This is a genomic window from Paenibacillus sp. P36 (assembly GCF_045866505.1).
In the GTDB taxonomy this organism is placed as follows: Bacteria; Bacillota; Bacilli; order Paenibacillales; family NBRC-103111; genus Paenibacillus_E; species Paenibacillus_E chondroitinus.
The window spans coordinates 3,993,700-4,015,826 of sequence record NZ_AP038372.1; the positions used below are offsets into that span (position 1 = coordinate 3,993,700).

General features: G+C 44.5%; 18 protein-coding genes. 12 read left to right on the forward strand and 6 right to left on the reverse strand.

What is annotated here, in order from left to right; genetic code table 11:
* The first annotated feature begins 76 nt into the window (after positions 1–76).
* Positions 77–844 (forward strand): sugar phosphate isomerase/epimerase family protein, encoded by a 768-nt coding sequence (locus ACKTT9_RS17920; protein ID WP_407872645.1) that lies wholly within the window; start codon positions 77–79, stop codon positions 842–844.
* 57 nt (positions 845–901) lie between these two features.
* Here the strand turns inward: ACKTT9_RS17920 and ACKTT9_RS17925 are convergent, their stop codons facing one another.
* The 6 genes from ACKTT9_RS17925 to ACKTT9_RS17950 form a co-directional block, all read right to left on the reverse strand.
* Entirely contained in the window at positions 902–1,315 is a 414-nt protein-coding gene (locus tag ACKTT9_RS17925) for a DoxX family protein (RefSeq protein WP_407872646.1), read from the reverse strand.
* 189 nt (positions 1,316–1,504) lie between these two features.
* Positions 1,505–6,211, reverse strand: a complete 4,707-nt coding sequence (locus ACKTT9_RS17930; protein ID WP_407872647.1) for a X2-like carbohydrate binding domain-containing protein — start codon at positions 6,209–6,211, stop codon at positions 1,505–1,507.
* Between the two features lie 223 nt (positions 6,212–6,434).
* Positions 6,435–6,614, reverse strand: a complete 180-nt coding sequence (locus tag ACKTT9_RS17935; protein ID WP_407872648.1) for an H-type small acid-soluble spore protein — start codon at positions 6,612–6,614, stop codon at positions 6,435–6,437.
* Positions 6,615–6,739: 125 nt separating this feature from the next.
* On the reverse strand, positions 6,740–7,267 hold the full coding sequence (locus ACKTT9_RS17940) for a C40 family peptidase (RefSeq protein WP_407872649.1): 528 nt from the start codon (positions 7,265–7,267) through the stop codon (positions 6,740–6,742).
* 320 nt (positions 7,268–7,587) lie between these two features.
* On the reverse strand, positions 7,588–8,136 hold the full coding sequence (locus tag ACKTT9_RS17945) for a DUF3231 family protein (protein WP_407872650.1): 549 nt from the start codon (positions 8,134–8,136) through the stop codon (positions 7,588–7,590).
* 50 nt (positions 8,137–8,186) lie between these two features.
* Positions 8,187–8,534, reverse strand: a complete 348-nt coding sequence (locus ACKTT9_RS17950; protein ID WP_407872651.1) for a winged helix-turn-helix transcriptional regulator — start codon at positions 8,532–8,534, stop codon at positions 8,187–8,189.
* Between the two features lie 183 nt (positions 8,535–8,717).
* Between ACKTT9_RS17950 and ACKTT9_RS17955 the strand changes: the two genes are divergently transcribed.
* The 11 genes from ACKTT9_RS17955 to ACKTT9_RS18005 all read left to right on the forward strand — a co-directional run bounded on the left by ACKTT9_RS17955 (position 8,718) and on the right by ACKTT9_RS18005 (position 22,089).
* A complete protein-coding gene (locus tag ACKTT9_RS17955; protein WP_407872652.1) occupies positions 8,718–9,296 on the forward strand; it encodes a TetR/AcrR family transcriptional regulator in 579 nt (192 codons plus the stop codon).
* A gap of 25 nt (positions 9,297–9,321) precedes the next feature.
* The gene (locus tag ACKTT9_RS17960; RefSeq protein WP_407872653.1) at positions 9,322–9,663 is read left to right on the forward strand and encodes a DMT family transporter; all 342 of its coding nucleotides are present in this window, start codon (positions 9,322–9,324) and stop codon (positions 9,661–9,663) included.
* Entirely contained in the window at positions 9,663–9,977 is a 315-nt protein-coding gene (locus ACKTT9_RS17965; RefSeq protein ID WP_127454300.1) for a multidrug efflux SMR transporter, read from the forward strand. The genes ACKTT9_RS17960 and ACKTT9_RS17965 overlap by 1 nt, the downstream gene beginning before the upstream one ends.
* A gap of 131 nt (positions 9,978–10,108) precedes the next feature.
* Entirely contained in the window at positions 10,109–10,813 is a 705-nt protein-coding gene (locus ACKTT9_RS17970) for a metal-dependent hydrolase (protein ID WP_407872654.1), read from the forward strand.
* Positions 10,814–11,052: 239 nt separating this feature from the next.
* On the forward strand, positions 11,053–14,235 hold the full coding sequence (locus tag ACKTT9_RS17975; RefSeq protein WP_407872655.1) for a hypothetical protein: 3,183 nt from the start codon (positions 11,053–11,055) through the stop codon (positions 14,233–14,235).
* A gap of 42 nt (positions 14,236–14,277) precedes the next feature.
* On the forward strand, positions 14,278–15,219 hold the full coding sequence (locus ACKTT9_RS17980; protein WP_407872656.1) for a YbjN domain-containing protein: 942 nt from the start codon (positions 14,278–14,280) through the stop codon (positions 15,217–15,219).
* A gap of 128 nt (positions 15,220–15,347) precedes the next feature.
* Complete coding sequence (locus ACKTT9_RS17985) at positions 15,348–16,289, forward strand: carbohydrate ABC transporter permease (RefSeq protein WP_157326372.1); 942 nt, start codon at positions 15,348–15,350, stop codon at positions 16,287–16,289.
* Positions 16,286–17,134, forward strand: coding sequence for a carbohydrate ABC transporter permease (locus ACKTT9_RS17990; protein WP_157326371.1), 849 nt, complete (start codon positions 16,286–16,288; stop codon positions 17,132–17,134). Before ACKTT9_RS17985 ends, ACKTT9_RS17990 begins: the two co-directional genes overlap by 4 nt.
* Positions 17,135–17,257: 123 nt before the next feature.
* Positions 17,258–18,577, forward strand: a complete 1,320-nt coding sequence (locus ACKTT9_RS17995) for an ABC transporter substrate-binding protein (RefSeq protein ID WP_407872657.1) — start codon at positions 17,258–17,260, stop codon at positions 18,575–18,577.
* Between the two features lie 108 nt (positions 18,578–18,685).
* Positions 18,686–20,290: a response regulator gene (locus ACKTT9_RS18000; RefSeq protein WP_407872658.1), complete on the forward strand. Its 1,605-nt coding sequence runs from the start codon at positions 18,686–18,688 to the stop codon at positions 20,288–20,290.
* 14 nt (positions 20,291–20,304) lie between these two features.
* Positions 20,305–22,089, forward strand: coding sequence for a sensor histidine kinase (locus ACKTT9_RS18005; protein WP_407872659.1), 1,785 nt, complete (start codon positions 20,305–20,307; stop codon positions 22,087–22,089).
* Positions 22,090–22,127: the final 38 nt, after the last annotated feature.

Consider the following 22,127-nt stretch of genomic DNA (forward strand, 5'->3'; position numbering starts at 1 on the left):
AATTTTTGTGTGGCTCAAACCCATCATTCTATGTTATATATGAAATGACTCAAATTTGACGAATGGAGTGATAGGAATGAGAATCGCCGCGCAACTGTATACGCTTCGCAACTTTCTGAAAACACCCGCTGATATTAGCGAAAGCTTGAAAAAAGTTAAGCAATTGGGTTATAACGCTGTACAAGCTTCCGGTATTGGACCAATCGACATCCAAGAATTTAAAGCGCTTGCAGACCAAGAAGGGTTGACGATCTGTGCCACTCATATCGGATATAACGACTTGTTGAATGATATGGACGGCGTCATTAAGAAGCATCAAGCATGGGATTGTAAATATGTCGGGTTAGGCGGACTCCCGCCAGAGTTTCGGGAGAACAGTCAAGGTTATGCCACATTCGCCAAACAAGCTTCGGAATTTGGCAAACAGCTGAAAGATGCCGGGCTGCAGTTTATCTATCACAATCATGATTTTGAGTTCGCCAAATATGATGGGAAGACAGGCATGGACATTTTGTTTGAAATGTCAGACCCTGATAGCGTCGATTTCGAATTGGATGTTTACTGGGTACAAGCAGGTGGGGCAGATCCCGTGGAGTGGATCCGTAAAATGGATGGACGTATGAAGGTCGTACATTTTAAAGATATGATTGTGACTCCGGATCGGAAACAGCGTTTCTCCGAGGTCGGTGAAGGCAATATGAATTTCAAAGGAATCATTCAAGCCTGTGAAGACATTGGTGTGGAATGGGCAGCGGTTGAGCAGGATGATTGCTATGACCGGAATCCATTTGAAAGCTTAGAGATTAGTTTTGCTAATTTAGCTAAACTAGGGACAAAAGCTTAGTTGTAAACTACAAAAAGAACGGCTGCTTTGCACAGCCGTTCTTTTTTATTTAAACGCTTAAACGGTACGTCCTTCTAGATGCTTTACTTGATTCGTTTGACTCAGCATGCCAGCTTTTTGCCTTTTGTGATAATACACATAGGAACCCGCGATAATAATATAGCCTGGAAGAAAGCCTAAACCAGCCATAAAGCCATCCACAGCGATGGTTGAATACACAGCTCCGGTCAAATCGAAGATCAAACCGGCATATGCCCATTCTTTGATTCGAGGAAAACCGGGAATAAGGATAGCTATGACACCTAATATCTTGGCAATTCCAAGAAAGGGAAGAAGATAATCAGGGTATCCCAAATGCTTGAAAAGTTCTACCGCAGACGCTGCTTTTACCGTATCACCGATTGCGCCCATCCCCATAAATAACACCACTAAAACAGTAAAAATCCAGTAAGGAATCGTAATTTTTTTCATTGCTTTCAGCCTCCTAGGATCGCATCCATTTGATTTATGCTATGAATATACCTTATTAGGAATATTCCTGTCAAGGAATATATTGTGCTTAGGCAGGCATAGTGAAAAAGAATTATCTCTAAGATAGAAAAGGGCATCTCAACGAAGTTGAAATGCCCTTTTTCTTAGCGTGTGATAGGGGTGTCAGAATCACTCCACAATCTGTTCTCCACCGGCAGCCAACGGCTCAAACGAGTGGCGGACCGAAGCTTCTTCAATGTCATGAACAGCCCAATGACTGTTCGGAACATCAGTCCATGGCGAGTGGACGATTCCATGAAGTGGTCCACGGCCGAGTACCCGATTGATCACGGTAACGGCTTCTGCGCGAGTGAGCGGATTAGCTGGGCCGAAGGAGCCATCTGCATAACCGTTCAAGTAGCCCGCAGCTTGAGCAGCTTTGATTGCGTCTTCGGCCCATAGGCCGGTCGTATCCGAAAAGCCTGCTCCGGATCCTGCGGTACCCACCGCAAACCGGGCGGCAAGAGCTGCCATTTCCGCCCTAGTGATTGGCTGGTCCGGTCTGAAGGTGCCGTCTGCGTAACCTTGCATCAGACCCATGCGTGACACTTGGGCAATCGCATCATAAGACCAAAGATCCGGCTTCACGTCAATGTATTCACTGCCGCTGGCTAGTGCCGGTTTGGCCGCAATACGCGAGAGAATCATTGCCATTTCGGCGCGGGTAATGCGATTGTCGGGACGGAACAAGTTGTTCTCGTAGCCTTGGATGTACGGCTCATGCGAGAAGGACAATGTCCGGCCATCGACTTTCAAAAGGGCAAATGTACTAAATTTGTTCGTCGTAAATTGAATCCCGCGGCCCCCTTGGAGCGTGGTCACAGTGCCTTTTTTAAACTCCTTAGTTCCGTCACTATGTTCGATATAGACACCGATTTGTTGCAACTCCATATCGCTCAAATCATCTGGAAACGGGAGAACGATGGTAACCTCTTGATCAAGCAGGTTCGTCGTAATGTCTACTGGACGGCCAATCAACGAGGTTTTTGCGCCTCCGGTAACGCCTAGTACAACTGTCGCCGCGTTCGCGCGACGTTCCAAGTCCTGGCCTGAAGCCGAAGCTTTCACCGGAACAAGGTTGAAATAACTATCATCTTTCATACTTTTGAGTGATTGGTTAGCAATAAGGACTTTAACATTAGCCGTATCGAGCATAAGGTCAAGACCGCTGTCGACAAGCAAGCTGAGCGACTCTTTAGTCAATTGCACAGTTGTCATGGATACTTCATCTTTGGAATCTGGTAAGGAGATAATAGCCGAATTGGCGTCAGCAGTCTTGGACTTCTGAATCAACGTTTTCGCATTATCACCTGAGATCTTGACTTCCTCTTTGCTTGTTCCGTCAGTTTGAGTAGTACGCACGACATTCCATGCGTTGGTGTTCACAATCGGGCCTCCATAACCTCCTCCATAGCCGCCGCCACCCGTCTGAGGAGTGGAAGGCGTGCCGCTATTCGCCGCAATTTCATATTTGAACGCGTCTACAAGCATGTAGCTGCCTGATTTTTTGACCGCTTTCAATGTATGAGTGCCTTTCGGAAGTGATGAGATGCGGTAAAGACTTCGCCCGGCATTTCGAATGGCTGAATAGGCATTGATCGTTTGCTCCAACTCCCCGTCGATATAGATGTCGATGTCACCCAGCTCCGGACCGGTTGGTGCGAGGAGTTCGATCCCGGTTCCTGTGAAAGAGTAGAGGTAGGAGTCGCCATTCATGGAAGTTGCATGGATATCGTCTGCATAGTCACCTGCGAAAGAAAAAGTAAGCTTCAAGCTGCCGACAGGTTGAGCAGAGAGATATTCTTTTTTAATGGTCACTTGCTGGCCATTAATGACATAATCAGCAGGATTCGCGAGCTTGCTCGCGCCGTTCGAAATACTTTGCAGGCTGTCCGGATTGCCCAGAAGGTTAACGCTCACATCTGCAGCCGTCGTTTTATTAAAATCAGCGGCAGAGATATCCATCAGGTCGGGCTGCTGGACTTTAAGCGCATCAAGCAGCATGAACTGTCCTGACTTTTTGACTGCTTTCAATGTATGAATTCCAGGTGTCAAATGACTGACTGTATAGACTTCTTGCTGAGCTAAGTTATGCGAATTCGCTCCGAACGTATGAGCCGTTCCATGTAGTTGACCATCGATATAGATGTCTACATCGCCTTGGCCTTGATCGACTTCAGTTATATAAGTAATGCCTGTGCCATTAAAGGTGTAGGTGAAAAAATCGTTGTTCTGCTCGACATAATGAACGTCCTTGCCATAATCGTTAAAAGGTCGATTTGTGCTGCGGTTCCAAGCCCCGGTGTAGTGGATTTCCGAGTTGTCGTCATTGATGTAGGTGAACCTTCCGGGAGAGGCGGAGTTGCTAATGGTTATGGCGAACGTTCTTGGACTGCCTGATTGGAAAGTGAAGGTCAAATTCGTAAGACCAATAGGCTGTTGATTCAAGTAGGATTTTGAGATTTTCACAACATCGTTCGTAACGGTGTAGTCCTGTCCAGGGGTTAAGCTGTCTGTGCCATTCATAATGCCTGTCAGGCTGTTAGTGCTTCCGAGTGTAAGCGTTGTAAGGACGTCCGCTTGTGCGGATGTTTTTTTGTCAAAAGCAGCAGTTACTGGATTGAGGGACGTTCCAGTGATCGCGATAGACAGGGATTGCGAGTCACCACCAGCAAAAGTGAACGCCAGTTGGACCGGTTGCCCCGATGGCTGCTGGAGGAGGAATTCTTTCTTGATTGTTACAAGATTGCCTCCGCTTATCGTGTAGTCCGTATTTGGCTGCAGGGAAACTGCGCCATTATTGATGCCTGTCAGCGAGTTTGAGCCAAGGAGGAGATTCGTCGTGATGTCTGATGGTTGATCTTTGTCAAAACTGTTAGCAGAAGGTTGGCCAAGCAGCGTTTCAGCCGTTACCTTTAAAGCATCCAGAATAAAATAGTATTGGCCGGTGCCGTTTCTTAGCACTCTAAGCGTGTGCTGACCTTGCGGAAGATCAGCGATACGATAGACCGAGTATAAGCCGGATTGCTGAGGACCTTCGGCATCGACAGTGCCTTTCAGCTGTCCATCGATATAAACGTCCATCCGTCCATTGGATGTGCCCTGCTCAGAGAACAGTTCAATGCCAGTGCCCGTGAACGTGTAGCTGAATTCCGGCTGCGTCCCGTTGTCCGGCTCACCGTAATGAACATCATCCAGATAGTCCCCGAAAGGTCTTCCGCCGCTGTGACCCCACTTATTCGAATACTGAATGAGTGGATCCGTATCGTTAATATAGACCGAATGAGAGACTGTAGAGCCCAATGAATTCACTGGCTGCAATGCATGAGTTTCGATTTGACTAGCAGGAGAGGGGGAGGTGTCCGTAATCGCAATGGACAAATCCTGTGCATCGCGAACCAATTCTTTGCCGCCGTTACGTGTCCAAGTGCCGGTGTATCGCACGCCTGTGTCGTCGTCATTGACGAAAGAGGTACCGTTTTGCGCCGTTACTTTAAATAGACGGGAAGCGTGCGGTTCCAAGGAAACTGGGCCATAGCTTGAAGTGTAAGCGCCAAGTTCGGTATGGCTCCACAGGTCGCGAACGGAAGCAGGGCCATTCAGGCCGATGTCGTTCCAGTTAACAGTGACAGGCGCTGCTTTGTTGCCCAGATTGAAAAGCGCAACCGTGTACGTACCGTCACCGTTATTCGCATACCAGACTTGCTGATTGGTCGATGTTGAAACCGGGTGAACGGGCCGTCCAGCCTGATTAACCGCGATAACTTCGTCATTTGTCAGCAAATCAAGACCATAAGCGTCGAGGTTGGACAGGTCGTCACCTGTATAAAACTGCGCGGCCGAAGCGGCCCACAGCGTAGCTGCAGTTTGCCTTTCGTCTTTGGTCAAACCGGAGGTTGCGCCATTGCCGACATTCAAGGAGTCGAAATCATTCCAACCTCCCGGTCCGGCATCGCGCCACCAAAGGGCGGCGTCAGGGAACAAACGCGCAATGTTCGCCCATTGTGTCATGCCGACCTCGCGGTCATAGGACTCCACGTCCCAATCGACCCGCCAACCGTTCGCGTATTTTTTCCAATAGTCCACGTAGTTGTGGTCGAGAGCCCAAGATAACTCAAACCAAATATTGTGTCTGCTAAGCGCCGTTGACCAGGCTTTAACATCGTCACGTGCATCGATGCTGACATCATTATGCCCGGAGCCTGGCGTGACGCTGTCGAATTTGACGAAATCCACGCCCCAGGAAGCGATGGCATCCGCGACGGAATCGATATATTTTTGCGCGCAAGGGTTGCTGAAATCAATTTTGTATCCGATGTTCCAATAATCCGCGAATTTGTAGGGTTTTACGACGATATCACCGATGTTACAGCCAGGGGCATTATAAATAGGTAAGTTCTGAGTGACCGCATCAGGCGAAACGCCGGGAATGAAATAGAGGCCGACTTTTTGGCCGTTACCGTGGATGTAATCAACGAGATTCTGAAAACCTCCCGGATAAAGCACAGCACTTGGCACCGGTCTTCCGTATTCGTCCATGCTGCCGTTCCAGCCCGCATCGATATTGATATATTTGTATCCATGAGCTTGCAATTTCTCATGCATAGCGTCCGACATCTTCTTGATCTTGGCTTCGGAAATCCAGTTGCCGGACGGACCATCGTAGACCTGCATGCTGTAGCTGCTCCAGCCCATATATGGCTTCTGTGCCAAGCCATTGTCTGCGGCTTTGACCGTGCCTTCTCCGGAAGGGATGTAGCCGATCTGCGCAATGACAACGATAGCGAGCAGCAATCCCAGCCATACCTTCCTTCGGCGTTGCAATCTGCTTTTCATCTTCACTTGTCTCCTTTGTCGTTGAAATAACTACATATATGTAAGCGCTACCGCACTTGCACATGTCCGATTATATAAGATCATTTCTGAATGTGGATAGGTACACTTCTGCCCGAAACCGTACCAATTGCCCGTTTTATAAGAAAAGGGGAAATAAAAAAGAAGCTGTCCCCTTAGTAGCTTTAACTACAGAGGCAGCTTCGCGGATGTATTTCGGTTAACTTTAATGTTCGGTCAAACTGTGAAGAGGGACTTCTTGTTCCTGATCAGGTTGATCTAAGGCATAAATTCTTGCGGTTTCATTCGCTTCATCGACATTTTGAATATAGATAGGAACGCCGTTGCAAGAAACGTTAGCCATAACCGGAGAAGCAGCGATTTGTGAGGCACGTAGTTTGTTCACGTCAATTAATCTCCTTCAGGTAGGATAAACACGAACATATTGTTTCCTCTCTATTGCCTAATTATTTGAGAGCATAAAAAAAGAAGCTAAGCACATGTAAGCTGCTTAGCTCCTCATTCAAAAGACTATTTAATCACACGTCGCGCTGTCATATAGTGAGAATTCCAATAGGAGTTAATCGTACTGATTTTCACACCGCCAGCACCGTAAGTATTAAGCATCTTGTTATTCCCAAGGTAAACGCCTACATGACCGACTCCTGATCTGCCAGGAACGGAGAAGAATAGCAGGTCGCCTTTCTTCCAATTGCTTTTTGAAACGAAACTACCAACTTTGGATTGCTGAGCAGCCGTTCGAGGCAATGTGATGCCGTATTTACCAAAAATGTATTTCGTCAATGTCGAGCAGTCAAAGTTTTTCGTTTGCCCAACTGCTGCACCGAACTTATAAGGTGTGCCCAGATATCTTTTACCTAATGCAATAATGCTATCCGCTTTGGACGTACTTGTGATTGTAGCGTCAATAGTAGCAGTATCATTATTCGTAGCAGCTTGAGTAGGCTGTGGACTACTAATTACCCCTCCTGAGATAGCAACGGTCGCTCCAATTGTCAAAATAGCCAATCGCTTGCTCCATTTATGATGTAATTTCATAGTTATTGTCCTCCTCCTTGTTGTGAGCGCTAATTTCTTAGCTGAGCCTAGTATAGCAGACTGGAAGTCTCCTATAATTTGCTAGGAGAGGAGAAAACCGTGGGCTGGCAAGGGTCAAGCCTACTTTATTAGAAAACCATGAGAATCTTCTAAAAAAATTATTCTTGACGAGCTAAATCATCATGAAACCCTGTTAAATCAACAGTTTTGCCATGTGAAACAATGAATTTTCTATTCAGAATTGGATTATTTGTTCATAAAAAAACAAAGAGCAACTTAAACTAAGTGCTAGTTTAAATTGCTCTTTGTGATTGAATTGATCATTGCGTAGGCAAGCCATTCGGAACATAGTACGGAGGAATTTTCATCCAGCCGCGCTTCCGCATTAAGGTTTTTAATGAAGCTCCATACTTCAACTTTTCTGCCTGAAAACCGGCAAACATGAACCCTACATCATTGCGCACGGATTGAACGGCACCGGTTGCACACATCATGTAATTGGCGACAACTTTAATGGAAAGCGCATTGGCAATCTCATCATCCGTTAATTTGACACCCATTGGGATGGTCTGTGGGTCGGACTGGGGCTTTTTTTCGGATACCGGAGGGAGACTTACGCCTTCTCGCAGCATAAAATCCCTTATTATATTTGATTGCGCGGTTGCTATCTCCATAGCTCCATGAAGAGCATCTAACAATTCGATATCAGTTGTCGTATTGAGTCCAATTTGTACGCTTGCTATTTCTTCTTCTAGCATGGTTAAGTACGTCCAACAAGTCATGGCTTCGCCTATATGTAAAGGTGGTTTAGGTTCGTTATCAACGAGTGTTTTCATCACATCAAGAACCGTTTCAAGTATGTTTGTCAATCTAATATCATCCTTTGTTTTATTCGTTAGTTTGTTTAATTGTATAAAAATTATTCGGATTTGCTTTTTTCTATTCCATATAACTCGTTCATATACGCTGCATGAGACATTCCCCAATCGTTTATGGCTTGTAAAAGAGGTATCATTTTTTTGCCATATTCGGTTAAGGAGTATTCAACTTTTGGAGGGATGTGAAGAATGATTTCACGGTGCACGATATCATGAAAGGCTAACTCTCTTAATTGCGCGGTCAGCATTTTTTTCGTTATATCCGGGATTGCTTTATGAAGTTCAGCAAATCTCATCGTTTCATGCTTGAAAAGGTGTAAGAGAATAACGGGTTTCCACTTGCCGACCAGAATTTCAAAAGCAGCTTCGACACTAGAACCATCAGGCAATTGATGTCCTCCTTTTATAACGCCAATTTCATTTGCCGTATATGTTAATAGATGATTCTAAATTAAAAACCAGAACAAGGCGGCCGAATAAGGTGGCTTTTTTTGTGCTGCAGCGTTGTGAGTTGCCATAAGTGTAACAACGTGATACAATGTCCTGACGAACGTTCGGAAGGGAGCGGTACGATGACTGCTGATCGAATTAAAGAGATTGCCCTCAAGCATTTTGCCAGTAACGGATACGAAGGTGCCTCACTCGCGGATATTGCAAAGGATGTAGGGATCAAGAAACAATCGATATATACACACTTTAAAGGAAAGGATGAACTTTTCCTTGCGCTGCTTGACGATGTGCTGGCCCGGGAATTGGCGTTTGTTCTTGATTATTTAGAAAGCCATAAAGATCTTGCCGTTGACCAGCTGCTTTACGGTTTCCTTATTCAATATCAGGATTGTTATGAAAAGGATGATAATACGAAGTTTTTTTTGCGTGTAGCCTTTTTCCCGCCGACTCATCTCTATGAGGTCATTGTCAAAAAGGGTTATCACTATTTAGATACCTTGGACACGATGTTAATCCCGCTATTTGAGCAAGCAATTGCAAATGGAACCATAAGCAAAGAAGTCAGCAGTAGCGCGGCGACCGTTGCTTTTTTAGCTGTGCTGGATGGCATGTTCGTAGAATTGCTGTTTGGCGGAGTCGAAAGATCCATGAAAAGAATAGAAGCTTCTTGGTTTGTCTATTGGCGCGGCATCAAGAAGTAAATCAACAAGAGGAGGTTCACACACCATGAATCGCAATTGGATTTATATTTTTATAGGGGCCTTTTTTGAAGTTTTATGGGTCACAGGTTTAAAACATTCGCATACAACGATGATGTGGATAGGCACAATAGTTGCGATGTATATCTCGTTTCATCTGGTTATTAGCGCATCTACGAAACTGCCGGTGGGTACCGTCTATGCGGTCTTTACGGGAATGGGGACTGCAGGAACAGTTTTGGTAGAAATGCTGGTGTTTGGAGAACCGTTCAGGTTTCTCAAAGTATTTCTCATTCTCCTGCTTTTATCCGGCGTATTCGGACTGAAATTTGTCACGAAGGAGAATGATAAGAAAGGAGCTGCCGTCTAATGGGTTGGATTTTTTTGATGTTTGCCGGTATTTTCGAGGTCGTAGGCGTTGTGGGCATGAACCAAATTAATAAGGCGAAAAATATTCGCTCGTTTAGTCTTTTCATCGTGGGTATTGTTATGAGTTTCTCGCTTTTAAGCCTGGCGATGAAAAGTTTGCCGATGGGCACTTCTTATGCCGTCTGGACAGGGATCGGTACAGTTGGCGGCGCCATCGTCGGTATGCTTTTTTATGGTGAGTCCAGGGATTGGAAACGTTTGATGTTCATTGCGATGGTATTGGCTGCGGCCGTAGGGTTGAAATTAATTGCATAACCACATAGATATCAATTTACAAAAAAAATGCATGAATAAGACGCTATCGTTCGTGAAGAACCGTTTCCTAAAAATTAATCCTATGTAATAATAGACATAAAAAATGTAAGAGGTAAAGGAGTACATCTTCAATGAAAATCAATTATCATGGTCATGCCTGTATTCAAATTCAAACGGGGGATAAATCTCTCATTATCGATCCTTTCTTAAGCGGTAATCCTGCGGCCAAAATTAAGCCAGAGGACATTAAGGTGGATGCCGTCCTGCTAACGCATGCTCATATGGACCATATTCTCGACGCAGCGCCTATTGCGAGCGCTAATAACGACGCACCGGTTGTTTCTATTGTCGAGCTTGCGTCCTATATGTCTTGGCAGGGTGTAAAAAATACCGTCGGCATGAACATGGGAGGCACATGCGATTTGGGCTTCGCTAAGGCGAAAATGGTTCAAGCGTTCCATAGCTCAGGTATCGTTATTGAAGAAACGAAACAAATTCTGTACGCGGGCATGCCTGCCGGGTTCCTTGTATTCGCAGAAGGCTTGACGATCTTGCACGCGGGAGACACCTCCTTATTCAGCGATATGAAAATGATTGGCGAGCGCCATCCGATCGACGTTGTTTTCTTGCCGATTGGAGACTTCTACACGATGGGACCGGAAGATGCCCTTCAAGCCGCGGAATGGTACAACGCGAAACTGACCGTGCCGATTCACCACAGTACATTCCCAGGGATCAAGCAAGACGCGGAGCTTTTCGTGAAGCAGCTTGAAGCGCGGGGATTAAAAGGCAAGGTCATGGCCCCTGGCGATGAGATTGAGATAGCGAGTCACTAAGATAGGTCTAAGGTAGGATGTGTCGATGATTTTGTCGAAAGCATAAGTGAGACTTCTAACATTTTGAAAAACCGCGAGGGTTATATACTCCGCGGTTTTTCGTTTTTTTAATGATAAAATATTTCACAATTTCTAGTGGTGGTCATGGTATAATCGAACTATTATTCGACAACATGAGCGTTTTTTTTCAAAAATCGAGAATGGCGTGGATTTATTGTAGCTAAAGGGGGGGCTTAGTTGTGAGTGAACATACATCCGCAAGTCGGACAACTAGCAGCCAAACAACGGCTCAAGCTCAGCCGGTCAGGTCCGAGACGGAAGTTCCAAGCACATTGGATACTCGTCAAATGACACCTGCAAGTATTATGCAAATGCAGAGAACGCTGGGGAACAGGGCGGTTCAGGGTATGGTTCAAAGGATGGGAAATACGCATCCCGTTATTCAAAGAGCGGGAGGAGCGAGTGCAACCCCAGCTCCTGCCATATCTCAAGAGCAGCAGCAGCGAAATGCTGATCTAGTAACGGCGCGTGACGCGAAAGTTAAGACGCTTGTTGATAGTTCTTATACGGAAATAAGCGAGAAACTGAAGCGAACGATCGATACATACTTGACTTCGGATTCCCAAGCGGATCCGATTCGTAAAAATGTGAAAGAAAAAGTGAAAGCAGAAATCAGAGCGAGTATGGGGTCAACGGGTACAGCAGAACAGAGAGAAGATGCCTATAAGTTCGCGCAAGCAAAAGCAGATGGCATTATGATAACCAAACTTAAAGAATATGCCATTGAAGTAGCGGATAGCGAGTTTGCCGTCAGCAAAAAAACAGCCATGAAGGATGAAGCGAACAAAGCCTATCTGATTACGCCAAATCTAAACAATGCCACATATGAAAAACAGAAAACAAAAGCAGCAGCTGATGCAAAGAAAAAGCTGGATACATATTCCAAAACCTTATTCACGAATTCGGTTACGGCTTCCAAAAGAGCTATTGCCTTGAAGTTCGCTCCCCCAACTGCAGCCGGTGGTACCTCTGGCTTTGATTCCATCAGTGTTGGAAGGGCAGGAACGGATGAGTTAACCAAGCGAATTGGTCTTGAAAGTCAGCTGGTCGACTTAGACGTTGTGAGGCAAGAAACTGTTGACGGGACGACTAGAGACATTAAAGATATGGAAGAAATCTATCTAAACATCCTGTTAGCTCCTATGAAATCAGCGGTTTTATCCAAATTAGGTGTAGGCCGAAGGGCGTTCAGAAGATCGGCGGAGTTGAATGCGTATCGTGAAGATCTTAAAAAAGCAGCGCGAACCAAAGTTAACGCGCAGATCAATAACGAGATAGATAATCCATCAAGTACTTCAACCCCAACAAACTCTGCTCCTACAGGAACGACTCCGACAAGTGGGACACCGACTGGCGCAACCCAGTCTTCAACAAGTACTTCGACTCCGGGGCCAATGCAAAAAGAATATCTGAAAACGGCTACGAAGGCCGTTGCCTATAAGGAATCTAAAGTCCTTGTAGACGATGTGATGAGGGATGAGGCTAATCTCATTCTGGAAAGAGTCATTCCTAAAGCACTTACCATTGAAGATATGACAAAAGTAGCAAAAAGCTCAGCTTATGAAGTGGCTAGATTACCTGAAGCCAAGCCGGAAAAGATTCGTGCCGCAAGCGTCAAGGCAGCTGAAGAACACGCAGCTAAATTGCTGAAATTGAACAAAGATAAAGCTGTACTTGAAGCCAGAAAGCTCACGAAGGGAACAAAAGCGGAAGGGACTACGGCTGCGACATTGCCGGATGCAGCTAAAACCACGCAAATTAAAGAAGCGGTTCAAAATGATGAAAAAACGAAGAAGCTTGCCAAAACCATTGTCAAGTCCGTAGAAGCAAGCGATTTATCTTCCGGATTAACGAAAGTCGGTCATTTAATCGACATTTCAACACCGAACCCAGGAGATTCAAGTTCATTAGAATTAGAGTTGAAAATTCCAGTTGCCTCTGCAGCAGGCGGCGGTAATGCCTACTTCCTTTTCGGATTCGCAGGAGAAGCAGAGCGGGAAGCGGATGAATTAAGCGTAAATACCCAATTAACCTTTGGCGCAGGGTTTACGACCTTTGGTTTTGATGCAAACGCACGTTTCGGGCTATTCCTTGAAGGAAAAGGTAAAGATACAGATACTGTCATGAATTTACTTTCCTATGGGTTATACAGACAGATGCCGGAAAGCGCACAAGCCTACTTCTGGGGCAAAGGCGGTAAATCCGGCGAATCAAGCTTGATTGAGGCTGAGAAGTGGGCCATGATGATCGAGGAAATGCATATGGGTGATGACGAAGCCGAGGTTAATGTTGGTTTCCTTACGAAATTGGCAATGGAAGCAAACGTAGGTGTCGCATCATTTTCTGCTGAGCTGGCATTCAAACGCCTCAGTAAATATAACAAAGAAATTATTGAGGCGAAGGGCAAGGATGCAGCTGGTAATGTGATGTCTGCGGCAGAGCGCTTAACGGCTGAGAAGGCCGGTAAAGGGATTGGCAAAGGCGAAGTCAATACAACCGTAGAAGCGGGAACTGAAATAGAAATCGAATTCGGTAAAGACAAAGTTGCTTTTGGTCTTGAAGGCTCTGCGACCTTCTTAAATGGGGACGAAACCAAGCTCAAAGAATTGAATCTGCAGCTATCGGCAAGTATCCCTTCGCAATTCGGAGAAGAGGGTGGAGATTTCACCAAGTATGCATCCAAAATTGTCACTGCTGCGATTGGCGGAGGTAAAAACCTTACTGCACTGTTCAGGAAAGGGATGGCTTCCAAGGCAGATAAAGCCAAACAAGTGACTGGTTCTTTAGTTGATGCTGGAACCGATGCGTTATACACGGGGAATTACTTCGATGATATTGGTGCAAGCTTTGCAAGTAAGATCCAAGGCGATGAAACGGTCAACGATACTATGCGATCCTGGCTGCCTGGCCAAGATTCAGAGGCATCCGATATTGAAACAGTTGATAAAATTGGATTATCCAATGCGCTTAAGCTGGAAATTGGTTTCCAAAGGGAATATGATGGAAGAAGCGTACCAACCTCACCTTGGGTAATCGCAATTTCAGCTTCTCAAGTAAAATCGCTGGAAGTTGACGCAGAAATTGTTAAGGTTGCTGTAGAGAAGTCCAAGCGACTAGGGCAATTAGAGTTCCGGAATGATAAAACCATGAAGTATGAGTTTATCGGTTTTGAGGGCGGCGGCCAAGACCGACCGGCGCCGACGCCATCTGCAAGCACCGCCACGGCAGGAACGACAGGAGCGACAAGTACGGGAAGTACAACGAGTACAGGAAGTACGTCGAGTACTCAAACAGCACCGGTTCAAACTCCAGCGCCGACTACAACGACTACAGCTAGTCAAGTACCGGTGGTCACGCCATAACATAGATGTGTAGAAATAATAAGAAGTAAAGGAGGTTTGTAGATGGTTGATCTGAGAGCTAATGGCGACGAAGAGAAGTCAATTTTGGATTTTGACATCGACATCGTATTTCAGACCCTCGTGGGTGATGCATTGAAAGCTAATGCGAAGCGATTAACCCTTACTGAATCTGAGGAGGAGAAGTCGCATTGTACGCTTAATCTTGAAGTGGAATGGAGCGTATACCAGCAATTGTTAGCTGGCGAATGGATGGGGCTGTACGCACAAGGAAGCAATCGAGATTTAGAAGTGAAATTCGATGAGAATCGGCCTGTTGAACTTCAAGTCATGTTAAAACAAAGCCTTATGAAAACGGTATTTCACAAAGGTTCAGAGATCGAAAATGTTCTGCAATCCTTCGTCGAGGACTCCGAAGAATCGCGACCTCTGCGCCAAAGCGAAAGCTGGCTGATCACAGAAGTGAAGCAGCAAATGAGTTTGCCGGATGGACTAGATGGGGGGACTTTGAGAGTTGGCTACCGTACTCAATGGGGCGAGCCTGCGGTCTCAAAGGCAGCATCCACCATCGTTAAATCTACTTTAAATGAGGTCGTGGACGACTATCTGAAACGGATGGAATTGCCATTTGAATGGGTGGATGACACCATTGCCCGTTTATCATTCTCAGGAGAGAATGGCGAATGGATCGTGTTGGTTCGTACAGATGAAGAGAAGCAAATTTGTATTGTATTTTCCATTTACCCGGCGTTAGTCCCCGAAGAGCAGCGGACGGAAGTGGCGAAATTCCTTTTCGAAGAAAATTATGATTTGGTGATCGGCAACTTCGAGATGGATGCAACCGATGGGGAGCTGCGGTATCGAACAAGCATCGATGTAGAGAACGACCGATTGACGATGGAGCTTTTCAACCAGCTTTTTACTACCAATGTCGTGATTATGGATCATTACTACCATGTGATTGATGACAGCATTCAGAACGTATAGTTTCAACAAAGTCCGCTAAATAGCGGGCTTTTTTTTCTGAGTAAATTGAAAGAAATTGGAGTTTACTATTATAGTAATGCCTATCGTTTGTTTCTATAATAAACTAAAAACACAACGAGGTGAGCTAGATGGAAACAACAATTGTAACCTCAACAACCAAACGTCGGTCTACAAAAGTAAAACGATGGGATTCCTTTATTACCGGGCATTTGTTTATCTCGCCTTGGTTAATCGGATTCTTATTGTTAACGCTTTATCCGATGATTCAATCCCTTTATTATTCATTTACCGATTTTTCGTTACTTGAAGAGGCGAATTGGGTAGGGGTCAGGAATTACGAGAAAATATTCACGGTAGACACTAGATTCTATCAATCTGTCAAAGTAACTTTCCTCTATGTGCTTGGTTCGGTTCCTTTAAGACTGATTGCCGCCTTATTTATTGCTATGCTCCTTGCCAAGAGCCTTAGAGGGATATCGGCCTATCGAACGATGATTTACTTCCCTTCATTAATTGGAGGAAGCATTGCCGTATCGTTATTATGGAAAAATATTTTTGGCAGAGACGGGTATATCAACGAAGTTCTTGGTTTATTCGGTATCCAAGGGATAGGCTGGATCAACAATCCAGACACCGCTTTGAGCACACTGGTTCTGCTCGTCGTTTGGCAATTCGGTTCTGCGATGGTTATCTTTCTGGCAGGATTGAAACAAATCCCACAAGACCTGTATGAAGCTTCCTCTGCGGATGGAGCGGGGAAGGTTAGACAGTTTTTTAACATCACCTTACCGATGCTTTCCCCAACGATCTATTTCAATATCATTATGGGTATCATCGGCGCCTTCCAAATGTTCACGCCTGCCATGATCATCACACAGGGTGGACCTATGAATTCTACGTATGTATACGCTCTATACTTATATGAGCGCGCTTTCAGTCAACTGCAAATGGGATATGCCTCCAGCCTTGCTTGGATTATGTTGATCATTATTGCACTTTCGACTTCCGTCATCTTTCTTTCATCCAAGTATTGGGTTTTCTATGAATCTGAAAAGGAGGAACAGAAATGAGTACCTCTTTACAACGTAGACATATATTCACTCACGTCATTCTAATATGCTTGAGCGTAGCCATGATTTATCCAGTCCTATGGTGGGTCGGAGCTTCCTTAAAGTCCAATCAAGAGCTGAGTATGCCCGGTCTGTTCCCGGCACATCCGCTATGGAGCAATTTCTCGAAAGGTTGGAACGCCATTCCCGGCCATTCGTTTACTGATTTTTACATCAATAACTTTGAACTCATTATTGGACTTCTGTTTACAACGGTCATTTCTTGCAGCTTGGTTGCTTTTGGGTTTGCTAGATTGCAGTTTCGGCTGCGAAATTTCTGGTTTGCAATCTTAATGCTTACCTTGATGCTGCCAGGTCAAGTAACGATCATTCCACAATATTCGTTGTTCCATCATCTCGGCTGGGTCAATACCTATTTACCGTTCATTGTACCTCACTCTTTGGCTGGGGGAGCAGGAGGAACCTTCTTCGTATTCTTGCTTGTCCAATTCATTCGGGGGATTCCTAGAGAACTGGATGAATCGGCGAAAATGGATGGATGCAGCTGGTTTGGAATCTATTGGCGCATCGTGATGCCACTCACGAAACCCGCGCTTCTAACCGTTATTATCTATTGTTTCTTATGGAACTGGGACGACTTCTTTGGTCATCTGCTCTACATCAATTCAGTCGATAAGTATACCGTAGGACTGGCCTTAAGAATGCTCAATGATTCGCAGTCCGCTCAGCAATGGGGACAACTTTTGGCGATGGGGCTTGTTTCCATCATCCCGTCGGTGATCATTTTTACATTTGCGCAGAAATATTTCGTCGAAGGAATCGCCACAACAGGGATTAAAGGTTGAGCGAATCTTAGGAGAATTTTGAAACAAATCGTTGGGTACTATCATAGGCATGATGATTTGATAGAGCTATAGTTAATAAAGATAGAAAATTCAAACTACTATATTACGAAGGGGTTATGACGAATGGCTACAATGAGAAAAAGACTGACAATCGCCATGTTAACAACAGCAATCGGATTATCGTTAGTAGGATGCGGTGCGGCAGAATCGTCGCCTAAAGCAGCTGAAAGCAAGAGCCCAGGAAGTACAACGAATGCTACAACAAGCAATAAACCAGTTAAGCTGCGCATTATGTGGTGGGGATCTCAGCCACGTCATGATGCGACCTTAAAAATGTTGGAGCTTTATACGAAAAATAATCCAAATGTCACGTTCGAACCGGAGTACTCAGGGTTTGACGGGTATATCGATAAACTGACTACACAAGCTGCAGCGAAGAATGCTCCGGATATTATTCAGATGGACGCAGCGTGGTTGGCAGATTGGAACGCTAGAGGTCAGTTGGCGGATATCAGCAGTATCAATGAAAAGGATGTAGATCCTAAACTGGTTGAAGCCGGGAAATACAAAGATAAGCAAACGGCAGTTCCACTTGGCGGGAATGCTTGGGGTCTCATTTATGACAAAGGCTCACTGGATAAACTCGGAATCAAACTTCCGGCAGAAGGGATTACCTGGGATGGATTCTTCAGCCTAGCGAAAGACATTAAGTCCAAGTTGGACAAGGATCATTACGTCATTGGGGATTTTGCGAGAAATCGTGATATGTATACGTCCTATCAATTAAGTAAAGGAAAAGGATATCCCGTCACACCGGATGGAAAGTTTAATTTTGATAAGGACACATGGTTGGAATGGATGAAGATGGCCGAAGATTTCCGCAATGCGGGTATTATTCCACCAGCTGATGTATCGGTCAGTGACGTTGATTTGGATCCGAAGCAAGACTTGATGCTTACTGGCAAAATTATCTTCAAAGCTGCGCATGCGGCACAAGCTTCTTCCTGGGACAGCTTGAAACCTGGCAGTATCGGTGTTTATGCGATGCCGAAGGACAAGCAGGGCGGAAGTTGGTTGAAGGCAACGTTCTTCTTCAGCGTCAGCCAAGATTCTCAGCATAAAGAAGAAGCCAAAAAGTTCATTGACTGGTTTATTAACAATCCGGAAGCAGGAGAAATTTCGGGAACAACACGTGGTGTGCCTGTTTCAAGTAAAATTCTAGCTCAATTACAACCGAAATTCAGCAGCGCTGATAAATTGACAATTGATATGATCAACATGGCAACACAAGGAGCTCAACAATTTAATCCGGGTGCCAAAGGTTGGAACAATTTCGATACGAAGGATTACAAAACGATCACTGAATCGATTATGTTTGGAAAAATGAAGATTGAGCAAGGATTTGACGAGCTGAAGAAAAAATCGGCTGAATATGAAAAATAAGTAGTTGAAAGCACCCCTTAGTTAACATAGAAACCCTAATTAGGTTATTCTGATGTTATAATTAAGGGGTGCTTTGACATGATACCCGTTTTTATAGGAGGCAACGAGATGTGGAAGGTTGCAATCATTGATGATGATCGGCAAGTACTCAAAGGAATGAAACAAGTGATTCCCTGGGAAGAAATCGGAGCCGAGTTAGTAGGAGAGGGTCTGAATGGAGAGCGCGGATTAGAACTGATTCGGGAGAAAAAACCCGATATCGTCATCACAGACATTTATATGCCTGTTATGGGTGGAATGAAAATGATAGAAACATTACGCAATGAGAGTTTTGAAGGAAAAATTCTTATTCATAGCGGTTACGCCGATTTTGAAGTGGCTCGTCAAGCGTTAAGACTTCAAGTTGAGGATTACTTATCAAAGCCAGTCTCTAGAAACACCATCACGGAAGTGCTGCTGCGAACGATTTCGTCCATCGAACTTGAGAATCAATCCAAGATTGAGCAGGAGAAACTGCGAGACCAAATTGATGAATATGAACCTTTCGTACGGAAAGAACAGCTAAAGACAGTCGTGACGGGGACAGCTAGCAATTGGAATGAAATGACACTTTTATGCAACATGAGAGAGGATCAAAGTCATATCGTCCTTGGATTAGAAATTCTAAGAACGTCGAGAATTTCCGATGTCCGTACGCAAGATCGATTGTTATTTCGGTTTGCCATCAAAAATATTATGAAAGAAATTCTCCAAGCCGAAAAGAGATCTTATGACTATGTTGAATTGCATGGTTATCATGCCGCTTTAATTCTTCATTTTGATAAGAATGCGGTGTATTCGGAGCATATCGATCATATAAGAACTATTGCCAAGAAAATCATAGAATGTGTACAAGCCTATCTCGATATTACAATCCGGATTGGCATCGGCAGATTCACAGAGAATTGGTCCAATCTATCGGATTCGTTGGAAGAGGCCTTTCAACCACTAGTCCCGGATGGCCGAGTGCTTCAATCAACCGGCGTGTTTGAATATGTGAATACGGAGCGTTTCCCCGCCAGTCACATGCAGACGACGGCCAAACCGATTAAGTTTTATCAGCAAATTATTGAGGATATCAAAACAACGCAAGGCAAGAATGCAGAAAAGATGATTGAAAGTTATATGGCTACCTTAAGGGTAAGCGCAACCCCTCCTCCATTCAGCTTACTTGGGGCGCAATTTTGGGCTATTTTCAGCTTCGCGCTAGCGGATGAGGATATCCGGCTGACGGAGATCTTTCAGGATCATAGTATGGAAAACGAATTGAATAAAGTGTATACGTTTGACCAGTATGCAGCATGGCTGCACAGCATTATTCAGCGAATTTGTTCGAATCAGCCTTGGCAAGAAAGCTTCAAGCATAAGATTGCCATTGATTTTATTAAACAATATATCCGTGAGAATTATGCCAACGATATCACGATTGCTGAACTTGCCGATAAAGTGTATATCTCTCGTAATTATTTAAGTCAAATCTTCAAGAACGCAACAGGAGAGACAATCAACAACTATATTATCAGTGTGAAGATGGAAGAGGCCAAACGGCTTATTTTAGAAAGAAAATATAGAATCTATGAGGTCGCAAATAAAGTTGGCTACAATAATATCCCTTATTTTAGTACCACTTTCAGAAAACACTTTGGAATTACACCAGCGGAATTACTCACATAAGGGCGGAATGGCGAATGAAGAAGATGTTTAAAAGATACCGGATCGATTATCTGCTTTTTGGAGGCTTAACAAGTTTTGTCCTCATCTTGCTCTCGATTGTCATTTTGTTAACTTACACACTTTCAACAAAAGAACTGGTGCGGGTAACAACCTATTATCAAAAAGAGAATTTGAATGAATTATATAACAAAATTGAAATTCAAATGCGCGCAATTGAGCAAATTTCTCTAGCTGCGACCAGGAATATTGTGACAACGGAATATCCAGACATGACCAATGATTCCTACGTCAATTATCAGAAACGTGAAGAACTAGAAACATTTTTGAGTAATATCGCATATTCTACGCCAATTATTCAGTCTATTGAATTATACACGGGGAATGCGTTTCCATCGAAATCACAAAGTCTTGTTTCATTTATTGACATGAATCAAGCCAAAGATCAAGTCTGGTATGAAGCTGTTGAGAATGCAGACTTCGCATGGATTGGCGAACATACCATTACTTCCAATCAAGGCCGAATAGAAGTCATCAGCTTCGCCCGCAAAATTTATTCGAATAGCGGGAAATACCAAGGGTTCATGATGCTTAACTTGAAAGCGTCATCAATTAAAAATCAGATCAGCGGTGAAATCCCGACCTCTAACCGGATACTGCTGGATTCAGGGGGCAGAGTGATAACTTACATCGGTGATCCCTCCTTACCGACGAAGATAAAGTCCTATTTGTTGGACATGAATAATGAAAGCGGTTATATGAAAGTGGGGCTTCCCGAAAGTAACGACTCGGTTAGCTCTCAAAAGAATACCTTAATGGTATGGGCCATGCATTATAATTCCAGTTGTATGCTCGTTCAGCTTACACCCCTGAATCAAATTACAAAAGGCAGTGTTCACATCTCCGCTGTTTTATCTCTTGTGGGTGTTTCGGCGATTCTGATTGCCTTATTGTTTACTTTATATTTTTCGAATCTATTCATTACACCTATACGTCAGCTGCTCCACGAAATGGGGAGATATACGGCTAACACGAATAAAGTGAATCTGCCGGAAGACTATCAGAATGAATTCGGTGTGTTATTCTCCGGTTATCGCAAATTAATGGATCGCATCAAGTCGCTATATGATTCATTGGAAAATCAATATAAGGAGCAAAAGAAAGCAGAAATTAAAGCGCTGCAAGCGATGATAAACCCACATTTTCTGTACAACACGTTAGATCAATTAAATTGGATGGCCCTGACTGCCGGGCATGATAAATTAAGTCAGATTCTTGAGCTGATGGGGAAAATGTTTAGAATCGGACTGTCCAACGGCGAAAGCCTTATCACGATTCGCGAAGAGTTTACACACGCGCTGTGTTATGTGCAAATCCAGCAGCTGCGCTGGGAGGAGGGGTTGACCGTATCCATCGATCTGTCAGAGCATTTACAGGATTGGTACATCCCCAAAATGACGTTACAACCGTTCATTGAAAATGCGATTATGCATGGATTTAACGAGCGATTAACCGGAAATATTACCATTAGCGCCAAAGAAGACCAAGGAGACGTTATTATTCAAATCACAGATGACGGCGTCGGGCTGAAAAAAAATTGGAATGCCCAACGGGAAGGAAATACTGGCGGTTATGGGATACGGAATGTCAGAGAGCGTTTCGAAGCTTTTTTCGGGACCCGTTATCGAGTCGACATTGAAAATAATTCGCAAGCCAGCGGTACGAGGGTAACGGTTCAATTTCCAATGCTAAAATACAAGCAAGAAGAGATGAATCTCAGCCTCGGAGCAAGTATCCCATAATCATCTTGGGATTGGCGTAACCTACAGAGGAGAGGTGA

Bases quoted from the DNA above. Each gene is read 5' to 3' on its own strand.
- ACKTT9_RS17920 (WP_407872645.1), top strand. From the start codon at position 77: ATGAGAATCGCCGCGCAACTGTATACGCTTCGCAACTTTCTGAAAACA.
- ACKTT9_RS17925 (WP_407872646.1), bottom strand. From the start codon at position 1,315: ATGAAAAAAATTACGATTCCTTACTGGATTTTTACTGTTTTAGTGGTG.
- ACKTT9_RS17930 (WP_407872647.1), bottom strand. From the start codon at position 6,211: ATGAAAAGCAGATTGCAACGCCGAAGGAAGGTATGGCTGGGATTGCTG.
- ACKTT9_RS17940 (WP_407872649.1), bottom strand. From the start codon at position 7,267: ATGAAATTACATCATAAATGGAGCAAGCGATTGGCTATTTTGACAATT.
- ACKTT9_RS17955 (WP_407872652.1), top strand. From the start codon at position 8,718: ATGACTGCTGATCGAATTAAAGAGATTGCCCTCAAGCATTTTGCCAGT.
- ACKTT9_RS17960 (WP_407872653.1), top strand. From the start codon at position 9,322: ATGAATCGCAATTGGATTTATATTTTTATAGGGGCCTTTTTTGAAGTT.
- ACKTT9_RS17965 (WP_127454300.1), top strand. From the start codon at position 9,663: ATGGGTTGGATTTTTTTGATGTTTGCCGGTATTTTCGAGGTCGTAGGC.
- ACKTT9_RS17970 (WP_407872654.1), top strand. From the start codon at position 10,109: ATGAAAATCAATTATCATGGTCATGCCTGTATTCAAATTCAAACGGGG.
- ACKTT9_RS17980 (WP_407872656.1), top strand. From the start codon at position 14,278: ATGGTTGATCTGAGAGCTAATGGCGACGAAGAGAAGTCAATTTTGGAT.
- ACKTT9_RS17985 (WP_157326372.1), top strand. From the start codon at position 15,348: ATGGAAACAACAATTGTAACCTCAACAACCAAACGTCGGTCTACAAAA.
- ACKTT9_RS17990 (WP_157326371.1), top strand. From the start codon at position 16,286: ATGAGTACCTCTTTACAACGTAGACATATATTCACTCACGTCATTCTA.
- ACKTT9_RS17995 (WP_407872657.1), top strand. From the start codon at position 17,258: ATGGCTACAATGAGAAAAAGACTGACAATCGCCATGTTAACAACAGCA.
- ACKTT9_RS18000 (WP_407872658.1), top strand. From the start codon at position 18,686: ATGTGGAAGGTTGCAATCATTGATGATGATCGGCAAGTACTCAAAGGA.
- ACKTT9_RS18005 (WP_407872659.1), top strand. From the start codon at position 20,305: ATGAAGAAGATGTTTAAAAGATACCGGATCGATTATCTGCTTTTTGGA.